Genomic DNA, 12,424 nt, shown 5'->3' with positions numbered 1-12,424 from the left:
TTCTCCTTCAGGACAAACAGATTTTTTGAGGTTCCTCCACACCGGACCGGCAATACCGGTCCGGTGCGGGGCTCGCGCGACCCTTTCGGCATTGCGCGCCTATCGAGCTAGTTTTGAGAACGTCCGGTTTCAAGAGGTCCGGTGAAAACTTTGGCACTCACGGCCATCGAGTGCTAGTGTAGTGAAAGCACGCGGATAATCGGGGAGCGACCGAGATTTTTGCGTAAATGTCAGGACGGTGAGGTGATGCACACCGGATGTTCGCCCGCCTGCCGGTCCGGGTTCACCAAATGACGGGCAGGTGAGCGCGACCAGAATAGATTGTTACCTTAGACAGGCTATGGAGGGGATAATGAAAAAATGGGCCGCCACAACAAGCGCAGCCGCCGCACTTCTATCAGCTACTTGTGCCGCTAGTGCCGAGGGTACCCAATGGGCAGGAACGATCAGGTGCTCCTTTGGGGCCGGAAGTCTGAATATTATGATTGATCGCTACGGCGATGTGCATGGAGGTGTTACGAACGGCCGTGTAACGACGGGAAATAGGAATGGTACTCGAGTTAAATTCGAGACCACCAATGCTTTTGCTAATCGGGCCGTTTTTACTGGTCAGATCAATGGCTTCTCCATGTCGGGAACTTACACGCAAGGCGCGAACCGCGAGATATGCCATTGGCAGGCAAAGATGGTGGGGGTGGTCGCAGACAAGCCCAAGTCCCTGAGCAAGGAAGCTGGAGATACAGCGATTAAGGGGACAACAAAAACTCTCCGAAAGATTTTTCGTGGCGACGAAAACAAACCTACGTATCGACTCAATGCGCCATCTGGGGAAGGTCCAGGCGTCCGGGGCTAGACCAGTTTAGCGGCCGTCGCCGAACCGTCATTGAAGGCCAGCGAGCTCTAATGGCGAGCAAATTGGCAAAGTAAATCCGGGGGCTGATCTTCAACCTTCCGCATATGTGCGGGAAGTTGACACATAGCCGAGGCTTAATTTCAAAATGTCTCGACGTCGAGACACTTCAACGCGCACAAAAAACCCCGCCGAGGCGGGGAAGGTTTTGGGGTGTGAAAAACGAGGCCCAGCCTTACGAAGTTCGTTGGGCTTAGACACCAAAAACAGGCTGGGCCTCGCGCTGTCTGAGAAGAAAGCACCTTTAGATTATCACCTATCGTGAGTCGGGCAATGGCAATTGACTGGAGACAGCGCAAGTGTAGCTAAACTGCCCGCCTGCATCAGTTGCAGCAGACGGGCAGCATCGTCGCATGCCGCAGGCAAAAGCGGCATGCTGCAACCCTAATGAATCCGGGGCCAGTTCAACTTTGCTCCATGGCAAGGAAAAGACGTACGGCGTCGTTGAACTTTCCCTAGCATTACAGTTGCGATTTTGATTTGATATACGCTTGCTGTGCGGCGGCTTGATGTGCTTCTCGCCAGAACCGCGTGGTTGCCCAAATTGCCGCCATAACCGCCCGCCGGGCTTTTTATTGCACCTTTGCAATCTGATGCTAATCTGGCGCTGCTGTCCGCCGCATGGGCAGCGTGAGGCCCAGCCTGTTTGGTGTCTAAGCTCAGCAAACTTCGCAAAGGCTGGGCCTCAATCGCAATCTCAGATACCTTCCGCTTCAGCGGTTTTTGTGCGCGCCAACCACTTCCGGCGCTGGACCAATTACCCATTGTTGCCTTGCAGCCGCCTGCTGGCTAATCTGGATTAGCCGCCAGCCACAACCGGCGGCACGGAGCCCGGCCCGCCTCTATCCACCGTTACATCTCGGGCCGGGCTTCATTCCCCTTTCCAAAACCTTCCCGCTTCGGCGGGGTTTTCTGCATCAGGATCGGCTTCACATTAACCTTGCTTTGTTCCTGTCAATTGTCAGGGAATGACAGCAGGCATATGTTCCGCCTGCGGTATGTCGGGGGCGGTCACCTAAGCCGGCGCACAGTCCCTCCAAGCAATGTGCGCCGGCTGTGGTCGACGTTTAACCTGGATCAATAATCCGGTTGCCTCAATGGATCATGGTGGTTAGATTTCCTTTGCGGCAGTCCCAAATGTCGCAGAGGGCCGGCGGTTTGGATTCCCAAGGCTATTGCACATTAGCTTCGCCGGCCCATCCTAAATCCAAGCCATTGCGGCCACAAATGCGACGGCCATTGCAAAGGCGAGAATGGTAACTCGATGCATCACTGTCGGAGCATCCCAAGCCACAGTTAACCGCGCCAGATACCAGACGATCCGTGTTGGGCCGAGATGGTACTTGCTGCGATGATGAAGGACCTTCTCCTCGATCTCGACCGGTGTCCGATTAGCATGCCACTTCGGAATCGGCAGCATATTCACCAAACCAGCGTCACCGTGTTTCCGGTAAGCCTCACGCCATCGGTAGAAGCTGCTGCGGCCGACGCCAAACCGCGATTGCGGTGAAGGTCGGTTCCATGCTCGCCTTCGCGCTGGCTTCCGGGCTGCGGCGCGGCCGGACTTCCCTGCAGATGCCGGTACATCAGAGCCTGTGCATCCACATGCTGACCGGAGCGGTCCTGATCGGGGCATGCGCGCTGCTGCAGGGAAGCATCTTGTCACCGCTGAGCCGCAAATTCGCCATCGGTATGGTCTGCCTGGTCCTCATAGCCACCTTTCTCACCTATGCCATCTACTACACGATGCTTCGCGTGTATCCGGTGGCGAAGGTGTCCGCTGCGGCGCCATGGGTTTTCCAGGCACTTGAGCCTATAGAGCCGTATGGCTATAGCTGCAGCATGACCCATGATGAAAAAACCAGCCTTCAAGAGCTTTCTCGCTCCTTGCGCAAAGAACAGTCCGCACTGCTGTTGACGGCGGCCAGGGCCGGAGGTGTGCCAAGCAACAGCACGATCCAGCGCGTCGCCTATCTCGAACTGAATATCGCAGCGATCGAGAACACCATTACAGACCCAGTCTCGTGACGATGCCCAACGACGAGTCCGACGGTTTGCTTTTCGCATCAACCAGACATTGCTTAAGCGTTGAGCCGGGAGGATATCCGGATGCACGTCATCCACCTATTGGCCCGCTGCTTATCTCGTTCAGTTGATGTAAAGGACTCTGGTTTGTGGGTAGCTGCAGTCTAACAGAAAGAAGGCTGTGTCGACAGACAACGCTAGCATCGTCAGCATGCCGTGAACTGCTTGGCCACCCAGTCGATGAAGATTCGCACGCGGGGAGAAAGCTGACGGCTGGACGGATAGAGCAGCGTGACCGGTGTTGACGAGGGCGGGTGCGCTGGCAGAACATCGACCAGTTCACCGGATGCCAGCGCTGCCTCTGCGTGATACCGCGGCACCTGGATCAGTCCCAGGCCGAGCCCTGCGGCTGTGACGTAGCTTTCAGCGGCGCTGACCGTAAGCGTTGCCGGCAGCGTCAGGGACTGGATTTCGCCATGGACGGTAAATTGCAGAGGCAGCAACCCGCCAGTCGCGCTGGAATGGAAGCCGACCATCCGGTGACCGTCCCTCAAGGCGTCGACACTCATGGGCACGCCATGTCTGGCCAAATAGTCCGGTGACGCGACCGTCACCTCATTCAGCACTGCAACGCGCCGGGCGATCATATCGCTGTCTTGCGGGGCGCCAACGCGCAGCACGCAGTCGATCCCCTCGCGCACTAGATCCGCCAGCCGGTCGCCTTCGCTCATGTGCAACTGAATGCCGGGATAGGCCTCCAGAAATTCCGGCAGCGCCGGCAATAGGAAATGACGGGCCAGTGTGCCGTGCACATCGACGCGCAGCAGCCCGCGCGGACTGGTGTCGCGGAACGCCGCATCAGCATTTTCCACATCGTCAAGAATAGTGGTGCACCGGCGGTAATAGGCTTCGCCGTCCAGCGTGGGCCGCACCGTGCGCGTCGTGCGTTGCAGCAGGCGCACGCCCAGCCGTTCCTCCATCTTCTGGATGACCTGTGTTGCTGTCGAGCGCGGAATGGCAAGGTCTGTCGCAGCCTGGCTGAAGCTGCGCCGCTCCACCACGCGCGTGAATAGCCGCATCGCGTCCAGTCGATCCATGTGGTTCTCTATATTGTTTGTCATTCCGGAATAGTGATGCCAAGTTTTGACAGATTATCCGAAAGGACAAAAGAGGCTATCTGCCACCTATCAGCCGATGCGGCACGAAACAGAAGGAGAAACACCATGATTGCCACCAGTAAGGTCGCTCTCGTGACCGGCGCATCCCGTGGCATCGGCGCTGCGATTGCCAAACGCCTCGCCACCGACGGCTTTACCGTCGTCATCAACTACGCCGGCTCGGTCGCCGCGGCCGAACAACTCGCCGGTGATATTGAAAAGGCTGGTAGCAAGGCTCTCACAATCCAGGCCGACGTTAGCGATCCGAAGGATGTCGTCCGCATGTTTGACAGCGCCGAGGCAGCCTTCGGCGGCATCGACGTTCTGGTCAACAATGCCGGCATCATGAAACTGGCCAAACTCGCCGACAGCGACGACGACCTCGTCGACAGCCAGATCGCCATCAACCTCAAGGGCACGATCAACACCTTGCGCGAGGCGTCCAGGCGCCTGCGCGACGGCGGCCGCATCGTCAGCCTGTCGACCTCGGTGGTCGGCCTCAAGCTCGAAACCTATGGCGTCTATGCCGCGACGAAGGCTGCCGTGGAAACCCTGACCGGCACCCCGCAAGTTCCCGTACCAGATAGTTCGCAAACATTGCGCCCGCCCCGAAGACGATCCACAAGGGTACCGCTATGGCCCCGCCGAGCGCGGCAATGCCCGCAGTCTGAGACCCGAATAGCGCCACGCCAGTAGCAACTCCTCCCAGCAATGCCCTTTGCGTTCCGGTGCGGTTGCTCCATCCGATTTCCTTCAGGTGCTTCGCAGCGATCTTCTGTAAGCGGCAGGTTCTCTCGGGACATCTGGTTGAGTGATTATAGCTTCTCTCGGAGCGCCTCGTAAGGCGTCTTTCCGTTGAACGCACCGTGTGGTCTGGCGAAGTTATAGAAGCGCTCCCATTCGTCTAGGCGCTTCTCCAAATCGACGTCACCCTTGTAGGTGAGCAGCTGGTAGAATTCCTGTTGATCTGATCGGTGCGAGCGTTCGACCTTTCCGTTCAGTTGCGGCGTGCCGCGCTTGATGTAGGCATGGCGGATGCCTTTGTCTTCGACATGCCAGTGGAACTTCGCCTGGAACTCATGGCCGTTATCAGTCCTGATTTCCCGAATGCGAAACGGAAAGGTCTCGATGATGTGGTCGACGAAGTCGATGGCGCTGGCCTGAGTATGTTTCGCGTATATCTTGAGCGCCCGCACCCGCGTTGCGTCATCAATTGCCGTGAACTGGAAGCGACGGATTTTCTCTCCCCGTTTTCCTTTGAAGGTCAGGAACTTGACGTCCATCTGGATGTGATGACCGGGAACTTGCTTGTTGTATCGCTTGGTGTGAACTTTTCTAAGGCGAGTGCCGCGTGGAAGCCGGTTGACGCCATTTCGCTTGAGGGTCCGGGAAACCGTTGCGTCTGAGACTCTGATCCCATGATAGCGGGCCAGGTACCATACGATCCGCCTTGGACCGAGGTAATATTTGCTGCGAAGATGAAGGATCTTCTCCTCGATCTCAGGCGGAGTGCGATTGGCATGCCGATTCGGAATCGGTGGCCGGTTCACCAGACCGGCCTCACCGTGTTTCCGATAAGCCTCACGCCATCGATAGAAGCTACTGCGGCCGACCCCAAAATATCGACACGTCTTCGCAACGTGACCGGTGTCATCAGCGTGCTGAAGAATACGAAGTTTGCGTGCGATCTCGCGCTGATCCTTGCTCATGAACATCTCCTTTGCCCAACAATTGCGAGCTTAATGGAGATGTCCCGCGAGTACCGACATATCTACAAAAGCCGGTTCTGTCCGCTCATGGAATGTCCGGCGGACATTCTTCGGATCTTTATGGGTATGCAGTTCGCGACGGGGGCCGCTTGTGCTAAATTTATTGTGTGGTCCCATCGTCACAGCAGTAGAAGCCATGCGGAGGAAGCAAATGACTACGCATCAAGTTGGCTATCTTATTGGCAGCCTTGCCAAAGACTCCATCAATCGCAAACTCGCCAAAGCACTCGTGCAACTTGTCCCGTCCAACATGAAGATGCAGGAGATCTCCTTCGCGGAGCTTCCCCTCTATAGTTACGACTATGATGCCGATTTTCCGCCAGCTGCCCGGAAGTTCAAGGAGTCTATCGCGGCGGTGGACGCGGTCCTGTTTGTGACACCCGAATACAATCGCTCGATCCCTGGCGGCCTGAAGAATGCAATAGATTGGGCAAGTCGCCCCTACGGCAAGAATTCCTTTGCCCGCAAGCCTTCCGCCGTTATCGGCACCTCGCCCGGCGCCATCGGAACCGCGGTCGCCCAGCAGAGCCTGCGCAGCGTGCTGAGCTTCTGCAACTCGCCGCAGATGAACGCCCTCGAGGCTTATATCCAGTTCACCCCCGGCTTGATCACCGACGACGGTAAGGTCACAGTCGAATCCACACGGGAATTCCTGCGCAACTATATGGTCGAATTCAACATGTTCATTGCACGGGTGCTGCAGGTCTTGCCTCGAGACGCATGATACCCTCGGTGCCGGCGACGGCGTTGTCGAACGTCGCGGGCATCGTGCATCCATGGCGCCGGAAACAACAACGCCTGCAATGGATCATCTCCGTCGCTGGCGCTACTGTCCCGAGCATAGCCAGAACCTACCCCGAACAAGCCGGTTCTGTCCGCCCATGATATATCCGGCGGACATTCTTCGATCTGCTACCCATTGCTTCCCGCGCGAGGGGTGGTACGTGGCTGCGCTCGGTCGGTTGCGTCGCAGTATGAATTTTCCCTTGCAACCTGCTCTTGGCCATTCTTGCGTTCCTTTGTGAATGTCGCGAAGGGCTCAGACGGATTCTTTCACCGGTCAGACCCCAGCAAGTGCCGTTGCTAGCGAACCAGCGGGCTCTCCCAGACCAGCGTCAGCAGTGTCTTGAGTTGGGCGAAACGCTCAGGTCCGAGTTCACTGCTCCACTCGCGCTCGATGACGCGCAGTATGTCGATGATCTTTGCGTACGCAGCGTGTCCTCGTTGGGTAAAGCGGACAATCCGGGCGCCGCCTTCACCGGGCGCGTTGGTACGGACAATATAGCCGAAACCCTCAAGGCTTCCGAGCAACCGGTTCATGGCTTGCTTGCTCATGCCCGCCCGCTCGGCGAGCGTGGCCGGGCGGACCTCGTCCGGCCCGGGAAACTGTAGCACCGCAATATGCGGCAGGCGCAGGTCGTCGAAGCCGGCGGCGTTGAGCTCCGTGATGATCCGGCGATGGATCGCTTGGGCGGGAACACGCAGCAGAGCGCCGATCAGCATATCCTCCGCATTGACCGGAAAACTTTCCGAAGGCGGCATCATTGACATTCCTGGTAAATGGAGTTTACTTGCATCGGTAAACTTAGTTTACTCTTGGAGACAATGCAATGTCACAAGCCACGATGGACCCTCACGTCAATCCTGCCGATGAAACCATCGCCACCAAGGGGCTCGCGGTTCGCTTTCTGCTGACCGGGGACAGTTCGAATGGCAGCATCGCAGCCTTTGAACTCGATGTCCCAAGCGGGCAACGGCTGCCGGCCCCAGCCCACAGCCATGACAGTTACGAAGAGACGATCTACGGCGTCGACGACGTGTTGACCTGGACGGTTGACGGTAGGCCGATCGATGTCGGGCCCGGACAGGCTGTATTCCGCGAGGTGCCGTTCATCGGTTCGATAATAACGGCAGCCGCGACGTGAAGGTGCTCTGCGTGATCACCCCGGCCGCAATCGGCCCGGAATATTTTCGCGAGACGTTCGCGGTTCTCAACGCTGCGACCGGTGGTCCGCCGGACCGGGCCAAGATGGCCGATATCATGCGCCGCCATGGCCTCACTCCGGCGGTGCCGTCGACATAGCGCTTGGCTGTGGCTGCTGATGACACAAACTGGTCAGGAGTTCTCTTCCCGAGCATAGCCACAATCTATCTCGTACAAGCCGGTTCTGTCCGCCTGTTAAAGGCGCACAGCTTGCCGCTGTTAGATGTGACCGCATCTTCGGGCAGAGAGCATTTGTGTAGGCGCTCTACAGCCAGTATGGGTTTTATCCTACTATTCCGGGTATGATGAATGAGATGGCTGGCGGTATCCGCATTGTTTCTGCTCGCTGGCTGCCAGACAGAGCAGACCTATGTCAGCTTCAAGCCGGGAACGACGGCGCCGGATCGGCAGAAGGCATTCCGGCAGTGCAAGGCTGTCGCCGACGAGCAAATGGCGGCCGCATCCAACGAAGATCTGTATGTGCGGGATCAGACGATCCTTCGCTGTCTGGAGAGCGAAGGATATGCGGTGATCGAAAGGCCGGCCTGTAAAAGCGAGACAGACCGGTCGAAAGCCTACCACCAACCGCAACCTAAGGACCCTGATCAGATGACATGTTCATCTGGGATCGCGATGGAGTTGCCGGCGACTGTGAGCACACCGCCGAAACCGGCGGCGGACTGTTCACGACAGTGGCGTATTTTTTCTCAATGGGCGCCGCCGGATCATCCATGCAGATTGGGGCGGACCAACAACGCCGATCCATGAGGTGAGTGTATGAACTTGGCATCGCTTTTGGGCTGGCTTGCGGCTTTTGGCATCGTGGTTGTTATTGCTTGCCGTTTTGTTGCCACCAGGAGACATGCTGGTTCAACGGCTGTGTTGCAAACTTTCAGAAAGGGCTTTTCGGCATGAAGCACTCTTCAGGTTTGGAGAAGGCATCGTGTTCAAAGGCCGTCATTTCGATCGATCCGTGATCCTGCTGTGCGTTCGCTGGTATCTGGCTTACAGTCTGAGCCTGCGGGATCTGAAGGAGATGATGGCCGAGCGCGCATTCAGCGTCGACCATTCGATCATCCACCGCTGGGTTGTCCATTTTTCGCCGGTGCTGTTGGAGCGCTTCAATCGGCGAAAGCGGTCCGTCAGCGCCAAGTGGCACGTGGACGAGACTTACATCAAGGTCCGCGGCCAGTGGATGTATTTGTATCGTGTTATCGACAGTGTCGGCGACACCGTCGAGTTCTGGTTCAACGAGCATCGTGACCTGCCGGCCGCAAAGCGGTTCCTACGCAAGGCTTTGCAGCATCACGGCAGGCCGGATCGCATCGTCGTCGACGGTAGCCAGACCAATCGGGAAGCGATCATCTCCTGCGATGCAGAAAGCCGCTTGCGAGATCGGTCGCGCCCAGCACTGAAGGCGATCAGGATTCGAAACAGCAAGTACCTCAATAATCGGATTGAGCAGGATCATCGGCGCATCAAGCGGCGGATAAGACCGATGCTGGGGTTCAAATCATTCTCCTCGGCCGGCGTCACTCTGGCCGGCATCGAGATGGTTCACATGATGCGCAAGCGCCAGGGTCGTTTCGCTTTCAACCCAGCACCCACGCTCAAGGAACAGTTCGAGGCGATCATCGCCTGAATTCTGTCCGACAGGATGCTTCCTCTGATCCTGCCGAAAATTTTGCAACGGAACCGAAAAAAACCCCGCCGAAGCGGGGCGAAGTTGCTTTGATTCATGCAACTCGAAGGAGTGCACAGAAACAACGTACACGCATTGGTCCAACAGGAAAACAAAAAAACCCGCCGAAGCGGGGAAGGGTTTTGGAGAGGGGATTGAGGCCCAGCCTTGCGAAGTTTGTTGGGCTTAGACACCAAAAACAGGCCGGGCCTCGCACTGCCCATCGCGGCGGACAGTAGGGACAGCCTAGCATCAGATCGCAGGAAAGCAACAAAAAGCCGCCCGGAGCCGGGGCGTCTGGACGGTAGGAAGGGAGTGGTTAGGCGTTGCCTTCCGGCTCGACATCATCAAGCCTGACTTCCCGCCGGATGCGGGCAAGGTCGCGCAGCATCTCGATGATCTCAACGGCCTCCGCCAGCATCAACGCCATTTCCCGCTTGGTGAATAGCTGAGGATGCGCTGCCATGTAGGCAAGCTCGTCTTTGATGTCTGGTTTCCCATCAGCCATCCTTTATTGTCGCGCCTTTCCCCGCGTCCCACAAGTCGTTGCTCACAAATCCGGCAGACCGCTTGGAATGAGGAGGGTCTTATTGAACTTTCCATGAAATCAGGACAGTGTGGCTAGCGGAGCTTAGCAACTCCCGCTGATCGGCCTTGCCGGGCCGTAGGCATCCAGAGCGATGGCAGGGCGATCCTTGCCTGGATCAATTTGCCATCGAGCCGAACGCGCACACAGGCCGTGAGCGCGAAACGGCGTACTATGTCGGGAAGGCCACGGCTATACAAGACCCGAAAGGGAAAGGCTGTGGCGCATCGTCTCTGGCGGTGTTGCTAACTTCCCGGCGCCAGCGCTGTACGCAGGCATCGGCCTTAGCAAGCCAAATCCAGAGAACCAAAATGACCAGCTATTTCCCCGAACACTATTACGGTGCGGTCCATGACGCCTATGGCCGCTGGACCGGTCAATACGACCTTGTTCCTTGGCCGGAACACCTGAAGCCTCAACCGGCTGAACCGCTGCCCGACATTGATCTGCCCAAGCTGTTCAATGAGGCGAAACCTACGGTCAGTGGCGACCCAAGGTCGCTGCCGACGCTTGTTGACTGCGGCGGCGTGTTCTTCCTAACCCTCTCCATTCATGACCGCGTGGGCATCGCCACGACGATAGAGCGGCCTATAGGGCTGCTCGATGCGTTCGATGGTGATGAGAACTTGGAAGATACGGCCGACGACGAGGACGGCGCAGACGCCGAACCGTGGCTTGGCTGGACCGCCGATGGCCCGCAGGCGCTCGAAAAGAACGCGCCGCAGGACGACCGAGAGGACGATGGCGACGATCTGGAGCCGTCCCTTGGAGGTCCGGGGCATTACACTGATGTCGGGATGTACGACCTTAGGAAGATCGGTGCGACGATGAGCAGGACGACTCCGACGTGCCTTCCCTTGGCTGACCGGAAATGGAGTCGCAATGCGATGCGCAGCCATCCGATTATTCGACATGGGACGATGATGGAAGCCACGATGTTGGCCCGCGCTTCGAAGGGGAAGGCCACCAAACGTGCTTCTGCGGAAGGCTGGTCAAAAAGGAGTGCGCGTATCACCCGTGCTGCCAAAACACCCGGCCTCGGGCACGTTTGCGGCGGAACAGGAGACACGCCCATGCTGACCCGCCGTAGCATTCTCGCAGGGGCACCGGCAGCCGCGTTGTTGTCTAATCCGTCATTTGCTCTGGAAAAAGCATCGCCGCAGGCTCAGATCGACTTTCATTGGAACGAGCTTCGGAAGGCTCTTGCTGAACACAAGGCGGCTCACCCGGGGACTGGCGAGCGTTTGCGTGTTCTTACCGCGATGGCCCGTTTCAAGCTCTTGGCTACGAAGTATGACCTATTTCGATGTGTCGATAGCGCTGGGCATCGTCGCGAGCTTTGTTATCGGCTTCCTGCTCGGTGACAGGCGAGGCGTTAAACAGGCAAATGCCATCCTGGACGAGAATATGAAGATCCTGCTCGAAGCCATGCGAGACGATAAGACCGGTTTTTCATCCGATTCCGAAGGCGAGGATGACAGGCCGACCGTGCATTAGCGGCAGGATGACGGTTTAGAAAAAAGCCGGCGGCGGATCGTGGCCGGGGCTTTTAGTTTGCAGCCGTCAAAACGATTGTCGTAAGCGGCTTCCGATCATCAGCCCGTTGCAAACATTGCGATGGAATGTTCGGCCATGTCGCGGATTCGCATACATCATCCGTCGATGAAGGTGCGGCGGCAGCTTGCATGCCTAAGGCTGCCGACGTCGTGGGCATATTCAGGAACACCAATTCAGTGAGAATCGCTGCCAGCGCGAAAATCCCTAACAGGGCAAATGAGAATGCGAACCGTTTCATCATGATAATTCAATGCACTCGGCGCTCGAAAGTTCCCTCCAGCATGGGGTGTTATGCCTAGCACGCTGATTGCCGTCAGTCCGCACATGTGCGGTTTGTTTTCGCCCGGCTGCAAATCGTGACCGGGCTTTTGTTCATCGAAATACGCGGGCGTTTATTCGTCCACTATTCGATGGTTTTGGGCAATTTCGTCTAAGTGCTTGAAATTGCTGGTACGCCGGATTCGATTCGATCGTTTTCGTCGAAACAGCCTGTTTTGCTTTGAATGTCCGCTATTCATTTCTGGGCGTGCAAAATCCATGGGCGGATCGGCACAACTCCAAATACGGCGCATGACGCCGGCTCGTATAAATCCCGTCTATAAAAGCGGCTTGTTCGATGAACGGGCAATGAGATTACGCACGTTGGACACCTGCCATTGGCCATTGCGTGGGGTGTGGATGCCGCGGTTGTTGAGGGCCGTGGCGATCCCGCGCAGGCTGGTGATGCCGGAACGCTGGATGGAGGCAATGACGGG

The 12,424-nt window shown here is 57.4% G+C and carries 12 protein-coding genes and 3 pseudogenes; 9 read left to right on the top strand and 6 right to left on the bottom strand.

Translation table 11 applies throughout. The annotated features are described in order from the left end of the window. The first annotated feature begins 481 nt into the window (after positions 1–481). Positions 482–853 carry a hypothetical protein gene (locus ASD50_RS23135; RefSeq protein ID WP_156465083.1) on the top strand — a complete coding sequence of 124 codons (372 nt, stop codon included), beginning with the start codon at positions 482–484 and terminating at the stop codon, positions 851–853. A gap of 1,357 nt (positions 854–2,210) precedes the next feature. Here the strand turns inward: ASD50_RS23135 and ASD50_RS23130 are convergent. Beyond that, positions 2,211–2,405, bottom strand: a pseudogene (locus ASD50_RS23130) (IS481 family transposase); the annotation flags it as partial. 2 nt (positions 2,406–2,407) lie between these two features. Here ASD50_RS23130 and ASD50_RS24290 point away from each other — a divergent pair. Continuing rightward, a pseudogene (locus tag ASD50_RS24290) lies at positions 2,408–2,695 on the top strand (EamA/RhaT family transporter); the annotation flags it as partial. A 446-nt stretch (positions 2,696–3,141) separates the two neighbouring features. Here the strand turns inward: ASD50_RS24290 and ASD50_RS13275 are convergent. After that, positions 3,142–4,032: a LysR family transcriptional regulator gene (locus tag ASD50_RS13275; RefSeq protein ID WP_056241991.1), complete on the bottom strand. Its 891-nt coding sequence runs from the start codon at positions 4,030–4,032 to the stop codon at positions 3,142–3,144. A gap of 126 nt (positions 4,033–4,158) precedes the next feature. Between ASD50_RS13275 and ASD50_RS13270 the strand changes: the two are divergent. Then, positions 4,159–4,650 (top strand): annotated as a pseudogene (locus ASD50_RS13270) (SDR family NAD(P)-dependent oxidoreductase); the annotation flags it as partial. A gap of 257 nt (positions 4,651–4,907) precedes the next feature. Here ASD50_RS13270 and ASD50_RS13265 read toward each other — a convergent pair. Further along, the gene (locus ASD50_RS13265) at positions 4,908–5,801 is read right to left on the bottom strand and encodes an IS481 family transposase (RefSeq protein WP_082549646.1); all 894 of its coding nucleotides are present in this window, start codon (positions 5,799–5,801) and stop codon (positions 4,908–4,910) included. A gap of 211 nt (positions 5,802–6,012) precedes the next feature. Between ASD50_RS13265 and ASD50_RS13260 the strand changes: the two genes are divergently transcribed. Further along, positions 6,013–6,585: an NADPH-dependent FMN reductase gene (locus tag ASD50_RS13260; RefSeq protein ID WP_056242005.1), complete on the top strand. Its 573-nt coding sequence runs from the start codon at positions 6,013–6,015 to the stop codon at positions 6,583–6,585. A 359-nt stretch (positions 6,586–6,944) separates the two neighbouring features. On the opposite strand, the gene ASD50_RS13255 is transcribed toward ASD50_RS13260, so the two are convergent. Beyond that, on the bottom strand, positions 6,945–7,406 hold the full coding sequence (locus ASD50_RS13255) for a MarR family winged helix-turn-helix transcriptional regulator (RefSeq protein ID WP_244484519.1): 462 nt from the start codon (positions 7,404–7,406) through the stop codon (positions 6,945–6,947). Between the two features lie 65 nt (positions 7,407–7,471). On the opposite strand from ASD50_RS13255, the gene ASD50_RS13250 reads away from it, so the two are divergent. The 4 genes from ASD50_RS13250 to ASD50_RS13240 all read left to right on the top strand — a co-directional run bounded on the left by ASD50_RS13250 (position 7,472) and on the right by ASD50_RS13240 (position 9,487). Further along, positions 7,472–7,786: a hypothetical protein gene (locus ASD50_RS13250; RefSeq protein WP_244484518.1), complete on the top strand. Its 315-nt coding sequence runs from the start codon at positions 7,472–7,474 to the stop codon at positions 7,784–7,786. An 11-nt stretch (positions 7,787–7,797) separates the two neighbouring features. Next, positions 7,798–7,944 (top strand): hypothetical protein, encoded by a 147-nt coding sequence (locus ASD50_RS23875; protein WP_244484517.1) that lies wholly within the window; start codon positions 7,798–7,800, stop codon positions 7,942–7,944. 210 nt (positions 7,945–8,154) lie between these two features. Continuing rightward, on the top strand, positions 8,155–8,613 hold the full coding sequence (locus tag ASD50_RS13245; protein WP_056241984.1) for a hypothetical protein: 459 nt from the start codon (positions 8,155–8,157) through the stop codon (positions 8,611–8,613). A 175-nt stretch (positions 8,614–8,788) separates the two neighbouring features. After that, positions 8,789–9,487, top strand: coding sequence for an IS6 family transposase (locus ASD50_RS13240; protein ID WP_056241999.1), 699 nt, complete (start codon positions 8,789–8,791; stop codon positions 9,485–9,487). 358 nt (positions 9,488–9,845) lie between these two features. On the opposite strand, the gene ASD50_RS13235 is transcribed toward ASD50_RS13240, so the two are convergent. After that, positions 9,846–10,034: a hypothetical protein gene (locus ASD50_RS13235; protein WP_056241982.1), complete on the bottom strand. Its 189-nt coding sequence runs from the start codon at positions 10,032–10,034 to the stop codon at positions 9,846–9,848. A gap of 389 nt (positions 10,035–10,423) precedes the next feature. On the opposite strand from ASD50_RS13235, the gene ASD50_RS23125 reads away from it, so the two are divergent. After that, positions 10,424–11,476, top strand: a complete 1,053-nt coding sequence (locus tag ASD50_RS23125; RefSeq protein ID WP_156465082.1) for a hypothetical protein — start codon at positions 10,424–10,426, stop codon at positions 11,474–11,476. Positions 11,477–12,265: 789 nt separating this feature from the next. Here the strand turns inward: ASD50_RS23125 and ASD50_RS23870 are convergent. Next, on the bottom strand, positions 12,266–12,385 hold the full coding sequence (locus ASD50_RS23870) for a recombinase family protein (protein WP_274533322.1): 120 nt from the start codon (positions 12,383–12,385) through the stop codon (positions 12,266–12,268). Positions 12,386–12,424 lie beyond the last annotated feature (39 nt).

It is taken from the genome of Mesorhizobium sp. Root552, assembly GCF_001427285.1.
Classification (GTDB): domain Bacteria; phylum Pseudomonadota; class Alphaproteobacteria; order Rhizobiales; family Rhizobiaceae; genus Mesorhizobium.
Note: the sequence above shows the minus strand (reverse complement) of the source record. Positions and strands in the feature narration are given on the sequence as shown.

Bases quoted from the DNA above. Each gene is read 5' to 3' on its own strand.
- ASD50_RS13235 (WP_056241982.1), bottom strand. From the start codon at position 10,034: ATGGCTGATGGGAAACCAGACATCAAAGACGAGCTTGCCTACATGGCA.
- ASD50_RS13245 (WP_056241984.1), top strand. From the start codon at position 8,155: ATGAGATGGCTGGCGGTATCCGCATTGTTTCTGCTCGCTGGCTGCCAG.
- ASD50_RS23125 (WP_156465082.1), top strand. From the start codon at position 10,424: ATGACCAGCTATTTCCCCGAACACTATTACGGTGCGGTCCATGACGCC.
- ASD50_RS13250 (WP_244484518.1), top strand. From the start codon at position 7,472: ATGTCACAAGCCACGATGGACCCTCACGTCAATCCTGCCGATGAAACC.
- ASD50_RS13260 (WP_056242005.1), top strand. From the start codon at position 6,013: ATGACTACGCATCAAGTTGGCTATCTTATTGGCAGCCTTGCCAAAGAC.
- ASD50_RS23135 (WP_156465083.1), top strand. From the start codon at position 482: ATGATTGATCGCTACGGCGATGTGCATGGAGGTGTTACGAACGGCCGT.
- ASD50_RS13275 (WP_056241991.1), bottom strand. From the start codon at position 4,032: ATGGATCGACTGGACGCGATGCGGCTATTCACGCGCGTGGTGGAGCGG.
- ASD50_RS13255 (WP_244484519.1), bottom strand. From the start codon at position 7,406: ATGATGCCGCCTTCGGAAAGTTTTCCGGTCAATGCGGAGGATATGCTG.
- ASD50_RS13265 (WP_082549646.1), bottom strand. From the start codon at position 5,801: ATGAGCAAGGATCAGCGCGAGATCGCACGCAAACTTCGTATTCTTCAG.